We start from the raw sequence: 13,617 nt of genomic DNA, 5'->3' as shown, positions 1-13,617 counted from the left end.
GTTTTTAACCTTTTTTTAGATAATAATTAACAGTTTCTCCAATTATGGAACGGTGTTTTTCATCTACCGCCATAAAAGCAAGACGTGTATCGTAAATTATATTTTTAGTAATTTCTCTTGATTCAAGAACTTTAGCGATAATCATAATCGGATTAGGATCAAAAGGCAGACGGATCTCAAGTGCCAAATTTGTCCCTATAGAAAACTGACAGTTGGTGGTCAGAAGCATTCCGCCAAGGCTCAAGTTTTTAGTCTGGGATATGTCAGTATTAGAGTTATTCGGAATAACCCTGTAAGACACAATAAACCTGCCGTCTGCGCGCGGATATTTTCTTCTTTCTGTTCCATCATATTTTTTTACCATATTCCCTCCACTTATTTATGTCGGGGCGACAGGATTTGTCCGCCACAAATCTTGGCGGATCCGCCTCCGGCGGAAACCTACACCCTTTTAATTCAATTATCGGGGCGACAGGACTTGAACCTGTGACCTCTTGAACCCCATTCAAGCGGGCGCCACTAATACTTTGGCGCCCGTCCGCCAACGCCTTAGTGGCGGACGCTCTATTTTTTAAGTCGGGGGAGAGAGATTTGAACTCTCGACCTCTTGAACCCCATTCAAGCGCGCTAGCCAAACTGCGCTATCCCCCGTTCTTATTTATTCTTCTTTGCTCTTTCTTGTCATTAAATCTTTTACCGCTTGCCGAGGAGATTTATTCTTGTAAAGTAAACGGTATACTTCTGTTGTTATCGGCATCTCTGTTTTATATTTTTTACTTAAAGCATAAGCGGATTTAGCTGTTGGTACTCCTTCGGCAACCATCTGCATATGCTGGCGAATTTCTTTCAAGCTTTTGCCTTTTCCAATCAGTTCACCAACCATGCGGTTACGGCTTTGTTTACTTATACAAGTTGTAACTAAGTCTCCTAAGCCGCTTATCCCGCTAAAAGTTTCTAATTTTGCCCCCATTGCCTTGCCTAATCTGGAAATCTCAGCAAGTCCACGAGTAAGAATTGCTGCTTTAGTATTGGTGCCAAATCCCAAACCATCAGAAACACCACAGGCAATGGCAATTACATTTTTTAAGCTACCTCCAAGCTCTACACCGATAACATCGGAATTTGTATAAACACGAAATTTCTCTGTATTAAAAACAGCTTGAATGGTTTTGCGTATTTCTTTATTGATAGAAGCAGCTACTGCGGTAGTAGGAATTCCTTTTGCTACCTCCTGGGCAATAGTAGGCCCGCTCAATACAGCCAATTTTACCGGGCCAAGTTCTGCATGGATGACCTCTGAAATTCTCTCAGAGGATTTAATTTCAATACCTTTGGTAACACTTAAAAAAATAGTATTTTTGGAGAAGCCACCCCTAATTCTTTTTAATACCGACCTGGTGTATTGTGAAGGAATCGCAAGCACAACAATTTCTTTATCAGTAATAGCTGATTTTATATTACTGGTTATTTTAATCTCTTCCGGTATTTTTATCCCGGGTAAAAATTTTGGATTAAATCTGGTTTTGGCCATTTGTAAAGTGTAATTCTCAAAGGCTCCCCAGAGAGTAACAAGATATCCTTTATTAGCAAGTAGAATTGCTAAAGTACTGCCCCATCCTCCATCTCCTAATATACCAATACGCATTTTATTCATTGCCTAGTTTAAATCCTTAATTTTATTAGTCCTTAGTTTTGCTAAATCCCAGACATAATCATAGAGGTGTAGCCCCTTGCTTACGGCAATGATTTCTCCGTCTTCTACTCCAATTTCCTCAGCCATATATTGTTTTACCAGTTGCAAGCCTCCCAAGTTAGAAGGAAATCCTCCCCAGAGATCCCAGGAACGAAAATAAAGTATGAAATGCAATTTGTTGTAACGCACTCGCGTATCGATTAATCTTAAGCAGGGAGGGTCAATTAATTTAATATCCGAAGGCATACCAATTTCCATAACTGCTTGATTTGTGCCAAATCCTTTCTCTTTGTACATTTTGATTACTTCTTCTATCTGATTGACGTTTAAAGGCAATTCACGGATTAATTCTCTGCCCTCTCGGCTGTCTATAATTTTAACTTTTGGGTCAACAAGCCTTTCTCCGTAAGTATAATCTTCAGTTTCGGTCTTTGCCCCGGTAAGCAAATAGCTTAGGTACCCTTGGATATAATCCATATCTGTTGGCGCAGGAATGCTCATGCCTTCGGGGATTATTGGTATTATCTGATGAGACGGCTTACGTACTCTTATTGAAATAAAATCGAATTCCAAGCGTTTTTGTCCTTCATAGCTTCCGCGGGTTATCGTATAGACGTGGCCTTTGTCTAATATTGTTGATAAGCATTGAAACCAAGCGTCGTCTAGGTCAAAGGCATCTATAAAAACCGGTTTTAAGAATTCTTCAGTCACAGGCACATCCTTTTTCTTTTGCTTTTTTTACAAGGTGTTTAAAAGTGGTAATTATTTGCGCTACAGGCATATTTTTCCCAATATATCCGGAACAGCCGAATTCTTTGGTTTTAGCAATTAAATCTTCATCGAATCCAAAGCCAGTGATCATAACCACAGGCAATTTTTTATGAACTTCTCTTATGTTTCTCAGCACTTCTATCCCGCTTATTCCTGGTAACTTAATATCTAACAATACTACATCAAAAGTACCATTTTTTAGAATCTTTAAAGCCTCTTCGCCGCTACCACAACTAACAGTTTGACAATCTTCTTTTCTGAATAGATCGCTAAATAAATCTCTTACCGGAATTTCGTCATCTACAACCAGAATTTTATAGAGCATGGCACCCTCCTTTTTAAATAAAAGGCAATTTTATGGTAAAAGTTGATCCATGGTTAACTTGGCTGGTTAATTCTATAGAACCATTATGGTTTTTAATAATATTATGGCAAATTGATAAACCCAATCCTATACCTTCATTCTTTGTCGAAAAAAATGGCATAAAGATATTTTTAAGCTGGTGAGCGGGAATACCGACTCCTGTGTCGGTTATTTGAATTTGGGCATAAAGATTATCAAGGTTGCTCGTAATAATTTTAATTACTCCTCCGTTAGGCATAGATTGATAAGCGTTAGTAAGGATATTAAGGAATACCTCTTGTAGCTGATGCTGATCTCCTTTTATTTTGGGCATATCCTTTTGAAAATATTTTTCTATTTCAATTTTAGCGCTGGGCAGCTTGTTGTAATGAATCAAGGGCAATACCCCTTCAATAACTTCGTTTATGTCAATTGGTTCCTGCATGGGAGTTGATTTACGAGAAAACTTTAAGATTCTATCAACAAGCTTGCGGATGCGGTCAGTTTGGTTTGCGATTAAAGCAAGATTATCCTTAACTTTTGGAGAAAGCTGCTCATCTTTTAACATTTCTAATCTACCTGAAATGACAAAAAGTGGATTATTGATCTCATGTGCCATACCGGCAGAAAGCTGCCCTAGAGCCGCTATTTTTTCTGATTGAAAGATTTGGTATTCTAATTTTCTTCTCTCAGTTATATCTTTAGCAATAAATACATAACCTGAAAGTTTTCCTTTAGTATCCAAGAATTGGTTTACGGTTAATATAACCGGGATGGTTTCTTTATTTTTAGTGAGTAACTCCGTCTCTGTTTCAAATTTACCAAACGATCTTACTTGTTTAAGAATAGATTCCAAACTAATAGTTTCACTGGCAGTATTGTGTAGTATACTGGCATGTTTAAAAATAATATCTTTTTTATTCCAGCCAAGCATTGTTTCAGAGCCCATTCCGAAATAAGTGATAAAACCATTCAGATTAATTACATATAAGGCATATTCTTTTATGCCGGAAAAAATATTTTTTAAAGAATCATCGATATTTTTTAGCGATGATTCCCTTTCTTTTGTTTCTGTAATGTCTTGACCAAATAGTGATAGCGCTTCAACTTGATTAGCTTGGTTTAGTATTGGGCTGATACTCCATGAAATAAGCCGTTGGTTGATATGGCAGGTAAAATCTTTTGTTCTTTTATAGGTTACGCAGTCATCCATTACAGCTTTAAACATATTTACTTTTATAGTTTCATGCTTATTTTTGAACAATATTTCAAGCCAGTTTTTTCCAACAATATTAATTTCTTTAAGCCCAAGAACCTCCTGAGTTTTTTTATTACAGAAAAGAATATTTCCTTTATAATCAAAATAAAGCACCATTACTGCGGCATTTTCGATTAATTTAGGGAGGATATCTTTTATCTCGGTGCCCATATTGATTTTTAGTATTTAAGCGGGAGAGGGGAATCGAACCCCCATATATAGCTTGGAAGGCTATTGTTCTACCACTGAACTACTCCCGCGTCGCTCGCTGTAACATATTAGAGGGCTCGCTCCCCATAGGGGCTTCGCCTCTCTGTCACTCCGAAGCGTTGTATGTTGCAAAAAAGTAAAATATCAAATGGGCAGGAGAGGATTCGAACCTCTGAAGCACAGGTGCAGCAGATTTACAGTCTGCCCCCTTTGGCCACTTGGGTACCTGCCCGTTTATTCTTTCCTTATTTCAATAATAAGCCGGCGAGAGGAATTGAACCCCCGACCCGCTACCAAAGGGGCTCTGCCCCTATGGCGCTCCTCACATTCGTTCGTCGCTGTTACCCCGAAGACGTGGGGAAAATTTTTCCCCACACCCCTTTCGGGTCGTGTATTTTCAATATTAAGCCGGCGAGAGGAATTGAACCCCCGACCCGCTGTTTACAAAACAGCCGCTCTGCCAACTGAGCTACGCCGGCACTAGCTAGATTTTTTAATCGCATCCGGAATCCGGTTAATAATATCCGAAGCGATCAATCCCATTTGCGTTTTATCTTTTGCCGCTATATCACCGGCTAAACCGTGAATATATGCCGCATATTTTGCTGCCCTAAAAGTATTCAATCCCTGGGCTAAAAAAGCCCCAACAATACCGCTAAGCACATCTCCGCTTCCTGCGGTTGCCATGCCGGGATTTCCTGTTTTATTTATATAAAGGTGCTTATTGCCATCAGTTACAACACTGCTATGCCCTTTAAGGATAATTATACTATTATAATGTTTTGCGCACTTATTAGCAATCAATTTCCTATTTTTTTTAATCAAATTAACATTGATTGAGAAAAGCTTGGACATCTCCATTTGATGCGGAGTTAAAATAATCTCTCCTTTATGCGCTTTAAGTATTCCCAAGTGGTTATTCAAGGCATTAAGCGCATCGGCATCAATAACCATGGAAAAGCGTGTTTTTTTAATAATTTTCTTTATTAGCGCATAAGTTGATTTATTTTTTCCCAATCCCGGGCCAATTATCAATACATCGGCATTTTTAAGGAAATGATCAATTTTAGCAAAAGCTGCCAGGCTCAATGTGCCTTCCTTAGTCTCCGGTAATGGTAGAATCATTACTTCTTTTGGTTTTTTGCTAATTAAGGCCGGGCAAAGGCCTTTAGGCGTGCCCAAAGTTACCAGACCCGCTCCCGCGCGCAGGGCAGATTCAGCGCAAAGTAAAGCGGCCCCGGAAAATCTGATTGAGCCGGCCAAAATTAAAATATGCCCGTAATCTCCCTTATGAGTTTTAACTTTTCTTCGCAACAATTGCGTTGGCAACCGCATAGGTTTTAACATGTGAAATTGAAATCTGGACATTGATATTTTTTCCGGAGCCATTAAGAAATAAACAGATAGGCTTTCCTTCTTGGTCATTATGAATTTGAATATCCTGCCAGGAGAGTTTTTTATCGCCAGCTGCTTTAAAGATTGCCTCTTTGGCAGCGAATCTTCCGGCTAAGTGTTGATAAAAAGAAGTTTTAGTTTTAGCATTTTTTATTTCGCTTTCCGTAAAAACACGCAGTAAAAAATCGTCTCCCCATTTTTGGACTGCCTGTTTGATTCTGCGTACTTCGGTGATATCTACTCCTGTGCCGATAATCATTATTCTGTCAGCTCCTTCATCTCTTTAACTGCTTTGAATAGGCCAATGTAGAGGGCCTTGCAGATAATGGAGTATCCGATATTGAGCTCTTCTATTCCTTTTATTCTGGCAACATCTTTAGAATTTGAATAATCCAAGCCATGGCCGGCATTAATTACTAGTTCTTTTGATTTTGCGTAGTTAACAGCGATTTTTAATTGATTAAGAAATCTTTCTTTTTCTTTATTATTTTTTGCGTCTGCATACCGGCCGGTATGCAGCTCGATGATTCCGGCTCCGATTTTTTTAGAAGCATCTATTTGTTTTTTATCCGGATCAATAAATAAGCTTACTCGGATACCAGAACTTTCCAATTTCTTTAAAGTCAAAAAGATATTTTTTGAGTTAGCGATTACATCTAAACCACCCTCAGTAGTCAGTTCTTTTCTTTTTTCAGGGACAAGCGTTGCTTGATAGGGTTTAATCTTACAGGCAATTTTAACAATATCCCGAGCAATAGACATCTCAAGATTGAGCTTAGTTTTGATATTTTCCCGTAATAGTTCAATATCTTTATTTTGAATATGCCTGCGGTCTTCCCTTAAGTGCGCCACTATGCTGTCAGCTCCTGCTTTTTCACATAAATAAGCCGCATATACAGGATCAGGAATAATTCCTCCCCGGGCCTGACGTAAAGTCGCTATATGGTCAATATTTACCCCTAGTTTAGGCATGATCGGATTATGTTTTATCCCCTTTAACATAAAACCAAACAATGATTGCCAGCAGTAGAGAAATAAGCTTTAGCCAAGGGTGGGTGGTAAAAAAACAAATGATACGGAAAAAGACACCTGTTTTATTCATTTTTATTTTTCTGAAAGTATCTCCTTAATTTTTAATTCAAGTTCTGCACCGCCTAGATCTCGATAAAATTTCTTGCGATAAATTACAGATATATCGCGCCTTTCTTCGGAGACTACGATTAGTAATGCATCAGTCTCTTCGCTTAAGCCTAATGCTGCGCGGTGGCGTGTCCCAAAAATCCGGCTTATTTCTTGATTTGTAGTCAACGGGAAAATGCAGCCTGCGGAGGCAATCCGAGCACGTTGGATAATTAAGCCTCCATCATGAAGAGGATTGTTGGGGGTAAATATTGCTTCTATTAAATCTGCACAGATGCGGCTATCTATAATTTCACCACTCTGGATATAGCTTGTCAGGCTATCATTTTTTTCTATGGCAATTAAAGCCCCAAGCTTGTTTTGCGCAAGATTTTCACAAGATAAGGAAACTTGCTTAACGATAAAATTTAAATCCTCTTCTTTTAAGTTGTACTTAAAAATTCGCCCTTTACCCAGAGTAGCCAACCCTCGTCTTATCTCTGGTTGGAAAATGATTAATATCGCTATGACGGATATCCCAAAAAGCTCTCTAAATAACCTATCTAGGACAATAAATTCAAATTTCTGAAAAATAAAGAAGGCAAGCAAAAGTATAATTATGCCGCGTAAGGCTTGTATGGCGCGTGTACCCACGAAAAAAAGCAATATGTGGTAAATAAACAGCCATAGGATAATAACTTCAGTTACCGGTTTCCAGTATAATAATAAAATATTTATCAGCATTTTTTTATTGCATCCACCATTTTTAAAGAATGTTTTGTTTCTTTTACATTATGTACCCGTATTATATTTGCTCCATTTTGCGCAGCCATTACGCAAGTGGCCAGGGTACCACTGGATCTATCTTTTATTTTAGCATCTAAAATTTTACCAATAAATGATTTTTGGGATGTGCCAATAAGGATAGGCTTGCCTAACGTCTTAAATTCTCCCAACCTTTTTATGATTTCAAGATTATGTTCGCATTTTTTTCCGAATCCAATCCCTGGATCAATAATAATTTTTTCAGGTTTTATTCCTGCGTTTTGGGCTGCATCGATGGCATTTTTTAAATAGAGGGCTATGTCGTCAATTAGAGAATGATATGTGGTTAATTTCTGCATATTTAGGGGTACTCCTTGCATATGCATAATAACTACAGCAGCCCTATATCGGGCAACTACTTTAATCATACGCTTATCCCTTAGTCCGCAGACATCATTAATTATTTGCGCACCTAAATCTAAACAAGCTTGGGCTACTTGGGGCCTGGTGGTATCGATAGAGATTGGTTTGTTGATTTTTTTAGCCAGTAGTTTTACTACGGGTTTAAGCCGTATAAGCTCTTCTTTGATGCTGATATTTTTTACCCCCGACCGGCTAGATTGACCTCCTAAATCAATAATATCGGCTCCTTCTGATACCATTTTTTGTGCTTTTATAAGAGCTAAAGTAGGGTAATTTTTTGTATTTAGGTTATACAAACCATCACCGCTGAATGAATCTGGAGTTATGTTAATGATGCCCATAATATGGGTCTTTTTGCTTAAGTTCAAAGTAGATGTTTTTAAAGGTAAAATAAACCTATCTTTAAAATAATTTTTTATATTTTCATTAAGTTCTTCACTGAGCTTATGTAGGCCAAACGGTTGGGATTTTATCTTTTGCGAAAGTAATTTAAATTGGGCAAAAGATCCAAACATAAGAACACCTGTCTTTTTTATTTTTCCGGTTAATGCGCCTCTGGTAATTGCCGCTTCGGCACCTAAGGAAAGCATTTCTTGCTTGAGAATGTTGGCGCAAATACTGTTTACGGTATTTAAGCGGATTAAAAAAGTTTGCGCTTTAGGCAACATGATTTTGATCCCGTATGGATCGACACCAATATCACCCATTATTTTTTCAATTTCATCTTTGGAACTAAAAGTAAAAATACGCATTTTCTTTTTTAAACCAGGTCGCTTTTTTCAATCCCCAATATTTTTTTTACTTCCTCTCCGCTTAAAACTTCTTTTTCCAGCAATGAGTTTGAAAGGAGCCTAAGTTTTTCCAGGTTATTTTTTAAAATATCAACTGCTTTGTCGTAGGCATTATCGATTATCTTTTTGACTTCTTCATCGATAATGTGGGCAGTTTGATCGCTATAATTTCTTTCTTCCATAATATCGCGGCCTAAAAATACAAGCCCTTCTCTTTTTCCTAAAGTTAAATTTCCCAGTCTCTCAGACATGCCGAATTGGGTAACCATGCGCCTGGCCATATTTGTAGCTACCTCCAAATCATTCTGTGCCCCTGTAGTTACGCCGCTTAAATTTAACTCTTCTGAAGCCCGGCCTCCAAGCATCATTGTAATTTCTGCGATTAACTCAGTTTTGGTCCAATAATGCCTGTCTTCTAATGGCGGAGTAAAAGTATATCCGCCGGCAAGGCCCCGTGGGATAATCGAAACTTTTTTCAAAGGATTGACTTCGGGTAATAATAAAGAAAGTAGGGCGTGTCCAGATTCATGTAAAGAGGTGATTTCCTTCTCTTTCTTAGACATGATATGGCTTTTCTTTTCCGGGCCCATCAGCACTCTTTCTACTGATTTATCCAAATCAACCTCTTCCACTGCCTCCTTGTTATTACGCGCAGCCATAAGCGCTGCTTCATTACAGAGATTAGCTAAATCAGCTCCGGAAAATCCCGGAGTCTGGCTGGCTACGGATTTTAGGTTAACTGATGGAGCAAGTTTTATTTTACGGGTATGCACTTTGAGTATTTCTTCACGGCCTTTAATATCCGGAAGGTTTACGATAATTGTGCGGTCAAATCTTCCCGGCCGCATAAGCGCAGGGTCTAAGGTATCAGGACGATTAGTTGCTGCTATCAGAATCAGTCCTTGCTGGCTGTCAAAACCATCCATTTCAACCAACAATTGATTGAGTGTTTGTTCGCGTTCATCATTACCTCCCCCAATTCCGGAAAAACGCAGACGCCCTACAGCATCAATTTCATCGATAAAGATTATTGCTCCTTTTCCTGAAACGACTCCGGCTTTACGCCCCTGGTCGAATAAATCTCTTACTCGGCTAGCACCTACTCCGACAAACATCTCTACGAAATCAGATCCGGATATACTAAAAAAAGGTACATTTGCTTCTCCGGCAACTGCCCGCGCAATTAAGGTTTTTCCGCATCCAGGAGGCCCGACTAAAAGTACGCCTTTTGGAATCTTACCACCCAGTTTTTGGAATTTTTTAGGGTCTTTAAGGAATTCGATTACTTCTTTTAACTCTTCTTTTGCTTCATCGACACCGGCTACATCATCAAAGGTAGCTTTTTCATTTTTACTTTGAATTTTAGATTTTACTTTGCCAAAGGTCATAATTCTACTACCCAGTTGTTCTCCTCGGGCAGCCATCATCCACCAGAAAAAAATAAGTAGCAGGATGGGGCCAAGATTAAAAAGTAATGTAATCCAAAAGGTTCGCGCAGGTTTTATTTCAAAATTCTTTAAATTTACACGCATCAGGTTAAGCATTTCAGGGTCATTTTCCGGGATATTTACGAAAAACTTTGAACTGTCTGTGTACTCTCCCTGCAGGATAGTTTCAGTTTTAGCAACCTGTTTTATACGTTCAGGATTATTTTTTAATATTTGATAAAACTGGCTATAAGAAATTTCCTTGGGAACCCCGGTTATGGGGATATTGTTGAAGGCATTCATTAAGAAAATAAGCATTAAAAAAAGTAGTAACCAGCCAAAAGGAAAACGTTTAATTTTATTATTTTTATTGGATTTATTTTTATTTTGGGAAGGCATTTTATTTCTCCGTTTATAATTGTTTTTAAGATTATTTATTATAGCCGTTTAAAGACGTAATATCAAGTATTTTATGGATTTAGCGTTTGTAGAGGCGCAAGCAATTATATGTTTTTTGAACTGAGATTCCTTTAGGCAGGTCGACAATAGAGCCTGTCGGGCGGTTAAAGAGCAAATCTTCAATTTCCTTAATGTGTGTAAAGCTTATTCTACGCGTATCTCCTTGGAGGCAGGTTATTGCCTGCCTTATTTTAAGGCGTAAAATCGCAGGATGTAGCTGTATAATTTTTTTTAGATTAAGACTTGAATTATTCCCTCGTAAACTGCGTTTAGCAGCCTGGTCAAGATATTCGTAGTCGCAAGAGGAACTCTGAGCTAAATTAGAGAGAACTTCCACAATATTTGGATTAAATTTATTCTTAAGGAAAGGGATAAGTTTGTGCCGGATTTTATTACGAAAAAATAAATCCTCTTTATTGGTTTGGTCAAGGCGCGCTTTTATTCCCTCTCTTTTTAAATATTTATTAATCTGGCTACGGGAAGTTTCCAAAAGCGGCCGGATAAAAATTATACCCTTGATCTTGCGTTTAACCGATATCCCGGATAATCCGGATAAACCCGTGCCTCGTAACATGCGCATAAGCACCGTTTCTGCCTGATCATCAAGGTTGTGGCCTAAAGCTATCTTGTCCGCCTTGATTTTTTTGGCGGTTTTAATAAGGAAATCCAGTCTGGCCTCCCTGCATATCTCTTCTAGAGACCCCTTTTTTTGAACAAGTTTCTGGCCTAACTTCTTAATGTTTACCGGGATATTTAATCTTTTGCATAAGTTTTCTACGAAAAGCGCATCAGTACCGGAATTTTTTCGTAAACCGTGGTCTATATGCGCCACTTGAAGAACCAACTCCATTTTAGGTTTTAAGTTAACCAATTGCAAAAGTAGAGTTAATGAATCCGGGCCTCCAGACACACCAACCAGTATTTTTTCACCTTTTTTAATTAGGGTGTATTTTTTAACTGTTTCGCTAAATTTTTTCATTAAACTATCTTAACATAGAAATTAAACTCTACAATAAAGAAAGTGAAGTTATTGTTAATGTAGGGACGCATAATCTTGCGTCTCTACAGGAAAATGAAGAAAAAGTTGACTTTATTTTATCCTAAGTGTAAATTATTCTTAATGGCCCGCAGAAGAATCGTCACACATAAAGAAAGAAAGATTGTTTTAAACAACTTTCTTTCTCTTACTACTCTTCAAGGCATCAGCTATATCCTTCCCTTAGTCGTTATTCCTTATCTTATCAGGATGATTGGGATGGAAAAAATCGGCCTGATTGCTTTTGCTCAAAGTTTCGTCCAGTATTTCATGATTTTGACCGATTATGGTTTTAGCCTTTCTGCGACTAAAACGATCTCTCTTATTGGAGAGCATAAACAAAAGATAAACGAGGTATTTTCTTCGGTAATGACGGTAAAGTTTCTATTTACGACAATAAGCTTGGTGGTTCTTTGTGTTATTTTATATTTTGTGCCCAAATTTAGAAATGATTGGTTGATTTATATTTTAAGTTTCGGCACAGTAATTGGTAGTACCTTGTTTCCCTTATGGTTTTTCCAAGGTAAAGAAAAAATGATTTATATTACTGTGGTAAATGTAATCAGCGCTATAGCCTATGCCGTATCTATTTTTATCTTTGTAAAAAAACCCGCGGATTATCAACTTGTGCCACTATTAACTTCCGTATCTTCTATAGTTAGCGGTATACTTGGCCTCTATATTGCTTTTAGGAAATTTCAGATTAGATTTATCATCCATAAATATGATACTATTAGGCAAGAGTTAAAAACAGGATGGGATATTTTTATTTCTATTCTTTCCGTCAATGCTTATACCACCAGTAGGATTTTTGTGGTAGGCCTCTTGACTAATAACGTGATTACCGGTTATTATTCTATTGCTGAAAGGATTGCCAACATCATTCAGACATTCCCCATGGATTCATTTACCCGCGCGGTATTTCCCAGAATCAGCAATGTTTTTGCCAAAAATAAGCAGCGGGCAATAACTATAATGTATAGAATTCAAGATGGTATAACTTTAGGGTTTGTGGTTAGTCTACCAATTGTCTATATTCTTTCTCCTTTAATCATTAAGATTACCTGCGGATTAGTTTATCCAGAAGTAGTGCTAGCTTTAAGATTACTGCTTGCTGGGGTATTCTTTGTTGGTGCTAATAACTTTAAAGTACAGTTTCTACTTGTTTGCGGAAAGCAGGATTTATATGCCAGGATTCATGTTCGGGCTGCAATCTTAGCATTGCCGCTCCTGTTTCTCCTAGTAAATCAATTTTCTTACATAGGGGCAGCGCTGGCTACGGTATTAACTGAAGCAGGCGTTTTTATCGTTACATCCCTAATCGTTGATAAACTAGCCAAAAGAATCTCAGGAAAATAACTATTTGTTTATCTGATTATCAAAAACAAAGGGGACGGTTCTCTTTTTCAAGATAACCGTCCCCTTTGTTTCAATGACACATCCATCGGAACACTTCCGAATGCTGAACTGTTACAGATAATTTAAAAGCGGTATCAAATAATTTTATTACCAATACACAAGATTTCTTCAATATTACCATCGTTATTAATGATGGCTTTATTTGTCCATAGGACTCTTACGCGTTCACCATTGCTGCGGGTATTTTCATTCTTATTGGTGGAATAGCGCTCAGGATTTTTTACAATATCATCGATCATTTCGACTAAATTATTTCCAGATACATCCTTTTCAGAAACAATGCTACCAATTACACTCTTACCCAATATATCTTCTTGATGAAAACCAAAAAATCTTTGCCCGAATGGATTAAGAAAAGTAATATTGCCTTTGATATCCATCAGTAAGATGATGCTGTTTGCATTATCAACTATCTGCTTATATCTGTCTGGATTACCCATTTTAAACAAAATTGGTGGCGGAGAGTGGATTTAAACCACCGACCAAGCGGGTATGAGCCGCGTGCTCT

At 37.9% G+C, this 13,617-nt stretch carries 14 protein-coding genes and 5 tRNA genes; 1 reads left to right on the top strand and 18 read right to left on the bottom strand.

Translation table 11 applies throughout. The features are described 5' to 3' along the window. Positions 1 to 4 precede the first annotated feature (4 nt). From PHC29_06635 to tilS, 17 genes are all read right to left on the bottom strand, one after another. Complete coding sequence (locus PHC29_06635; protein MDD5109160.1) at positions 5 to 364, bottom strand: PilZ domain-containing protein; 360 nt, start codon at positions 362 to 364, stop codon at positions 5 to 7. Positions 365 to 463: 99 nt separating this feature from the next. Next, positions 464 to 537: transfer RNA gene (locus PHC29_06630), tRNA-OTHER, on the bottom strand. A 39-nt stretch (positions 538 to 576) separates the two neighbouring features. Continuing rightward, positions 577 to 651 (bottom strand) — tRNA-Pro (locus tag PHC29_06625). A 7-nt stretch (positions 652 to 658) separates the two neighbouring features. After that, positions 659 to 1,654: an NAD(P)-dependent glycerol-3-phosphate dehydrogenase gene (locus PHC29_06620; GenBank protein ID MDD5109159.1), complete on the bottom strand. Its 996-nt coding sequence runs from the start codon at positions 1,652 to 1,654 to the stop codon at positions 659 to 661. Positions 1,655 to 1,657: 3 nt separating this feature from the next. Beyond that, complete coding sequence (locus PHC29_06615) at positions 1,658 to 2,404, bottom strand: thymidylate synthase (GenBank protein MDD5109158.1); 747 nt, start codon at positions 2,402 to 2,404, stop codon at positions 1,658 to 1,660. Further along, positions 2,397 to 2,789: a response regulator gene (locus PHC29_06610; protein MDD5109157.1), complete on the bottom strand. Its 393-nt coding sequence runs from the start codon at positions 2,787 to 2,789 to the stop codon at positions 2,397 to 2,399. Before PHC29_06610 ends, PHC29_06615 begins: the two co-directional genes overlap by 8 nt. Positions 2,790 to 2,802: 13 nt before the next feature. Then, positions 2,803 to 4,236, bottom strand: a complete 1,434-nt coding sequence (locus tag PHC29_06605; GenBank protein MDD5109156.1) for a PAS domain S-box protein — start codon at positions 4,234 to 4,236, stop codon at positions 2,803 to 2,805. A gap of 18 nt (positions 4,237 to 4,254) precedes the next feature. After that, a tRNA-Gly gene (locus tag PHC29_06600) sits at positions 4,255 to 4,325 on the bottom strand. A 99-nt stretch (positions 4,326 to 4,424) separates the two neighbouring features. Next, positions 4,425 to 4,507: transfer RNA gene (locus PHC29_06595), tRNA-Tyr, on the bottom strand. A gap of 174 nt (positions 4,508 to 4,681) precedes the next feature. Continuing rightward, positions 4,682 to 4,754, bottom strand: a tRNA-Thr gene (locus PHC29_06590). Position 4,755: 1 nt separating this feature from the next. Then, positions 4,756 to 5,589: an NAD(P)H-hydrate dehydratase gene (locus PHC29_06585; GenBank protein ID MDD5109155.1), complete on the bottom strand. Its 834-nt coding sequence runs from the start codon at positions 5,587 to 5,589 to the stop codon at positions 4,756 to 4,758. Beyond that, positions 5,573 to 5,929: a holo-ACP synthase gene (gene acpS / locus PHC29_06580; protein ID MDD5109154.1), complete on the bottom strand. Its 357-nt coding sequence runs from the start codon at positions 5,927 to 5,929 to the stop codon at positions 5,573 to 5,575. The genes PHC29_06585 and acpS overlap by 17 nt, the downstream gene beginning before the upstream one ends. Then, positions 5,929 to 6,642 (bottom strand): pyridoxine 5'-phosphate synthase, encoded by a 714-nt coding sequence (locus PHC29_06575; protein MDD5109153.1) that lies wholly within the window; start codon positions 6,640 to 6,642, stop codon positions 5,929 to 5,931. Before PHC29_06575 ends, acpS begins: the two co-directional genes overlap by 1 nt. 132 nt (positions 6,643 to 6,774) lie before the next feature. Further along, a complete protein-coding gene (gene cdaA, locus PHC29_06570) occupies positions 6,775 to 7,533 on the bottom strand; it encodes a diadenylate cyclase CdaA (GenBank protein MDD5109152.1) in 759 nt (252 codons plus the stop codon). Beyond that, positions 7,527 to 8,729, bottom strand: a complete 1,203-nt coding sequence (folP, locus tag PHC29_06565; protein MDD5109151.1) for a dihydropteroate synthase — start codon at positions 8,727 to 8,729, stop codon at positions 7,527 to 7,529. The genes cdaA and folP overlap by 7 nt, the downstream gene beginning before the upstream one ends. Positions 8,730 to 8,737: 8 nt before the next feature. Then, on the bottom strand, positions 8,738 to 10,594 hold the full coding sequence (gene ftsH / locus PHC29_06560; protein MDD5109150.1) for an ATP-dependent zinc metalloprotease FtsH: 1,857 nt from the start codon (positions 10,592 to 10,594) through the stop codon (positions 8,738 to 8,740). A gap of 79 nt (positions 10,595 to 10,673) precedes the next feature. Continuing rightward, a complete protein-coding gene (gene tilS, locus PHC29_06555) occupies positions 10,674 to 11,633 on the bottom strand; it encodes a tRNA lysidine(34) synthetase TilS (GenBank protein MDD5109149.1) in 960 nt (319 codons plus the stop codon). A 93-nt stretch (positions 11,634 to 11,726) separates the two neighbouring features. Between tilS and PHC29_06550 the strand changes: the two genes are divergently transcribed. Next, positions 11,727 to 13,049, top strand: a complete 1,323-nt coding sequence (locus PHC29_06550; GenBank protein ID MDD5109148.1) for a flippase — start codon at positions 11,727 to 11,729, stop codon at positions 13,047 to 13,049. 134 nt (positions 13,050 to 13,183) lie between these two features. On the opposite strand, the gene PHC29_06545 is transcribed toward PHC29_06550, so the two are convergent. Next, on the bottom strand, positions 13,184 to 13,549 hold the full coding sequence (locus PHC29_06545) for a PAS domain-containing protein (GenBank protein MDD5109147.1): 366 nt from the start codon (positions 13,547 to 13,549) through the stop codon (positions 13,184 to 13,186). Positions 13,550 to 13,617 lie beyond the last annotated feature (68 nt).

The sequence above is a fragment of the Candidatus Omnitrophota bacterium genome (genome assembly GCA_028712255.1).
In the GTDB taxonomy this organism is placed as follows: domain Bacteria; phylum Omnitrophota; class Gorgyraeia; order Gygaellales; family Profunditerraquicolaceae; genus UBA6249.
Note: the sequence above shows the minus strand (reverse complement) of the source record. Positions and strands in the feature narration are given on the sequence as shown.

What these genes read in the sequence shown, in the direction of transcription:
- PHC29_06635 (MDD5109160.1), bottom strand. Translation starts at nt 364, where the DNA reads ATGGTAAAAAAATATGATGGAACAGAAAGAAGAAAATATCCGCGCGCA.
- PHC29_06620 (MDD5109159.1), bottom strand. Translation starts at nt 1,654, where the DNA reads ATGAATAAAATGCGTATTGGTATATTAGGAGATGGAGGATGGGGCAGT.
- PHC29_06610 (MDD5109157.1), bottom strand. Translation starts at nt 2,789, where the DNA reads ATGCTCTATAAAATTCTGGTTGTAGATGACGAAATTCCGGTAAGAGAT.
- PHC29_06605 (MDD5109156.1), bottom strand. Translation starts at nt 4,236, where the DNA reads ATGGGCACCGAGATAAAAGATATCCTCCCTAAATTAATCGAAAATGCC.
- acpS (MDD5109154.1), bottom strand. Translation starts at nt 5,929, where the DNA reads ATGATTATCGGCACAGGAGTAGATATCACCGAAGTACGCAGAATCAAA.
- PHC29_06575 (MDD5109153.1), bottom strand. Translation starts at nt 6,642, where the DNA reads ATGCCTAAACTAGGGGTAAATATTGACCATATAGCGACTTTACGTCAG.
- cdaA (MDD5109152.1), bottom strand. Translation starts at nt 7,533, where the DNA reads ATGCTGATAAATATTTTATTATTATACTGGAAACCGGTAACTGAAGTT.
- folP (MDD5109151.1), bottom strand. Translation starts at nt 8,729, where the DNA reads ATGCGTATTTTTACTTTTAGTTCCAAAGATGAAATTGAAAAAATAATG.
- ftsH (MDD5109150.1), bottom strand. Translation starts at nt 10,594, where the DNA reads ATGCCTTCCCAAAATAAAAATAAATCCAATAAAAATAATAAAATTAAA.
- tilS (MDD5109149.1), bottom strand. Translation starts at nt 11,633, where the DNA reads ATGAAAAAATTTAGCGAAACAGTTAAAAAATACACCCTAATTAAAAAA.
- PHC29_06550 (MDD5109148.1), top strand. Translation starts at nt 11,727, where the DNA reads ATGAAGAAAAAGTTGACTTTATTTTATCCTAAGTGTAAATTATTCTTA.
- PHC29_06545 (MDD5109147.1), bottom strand. Translation starts at nt 13,549, where the DNA reads ATGGGTAATCCAGACAGATATAAGCAGATAGTTGATAATGCAAACAGC.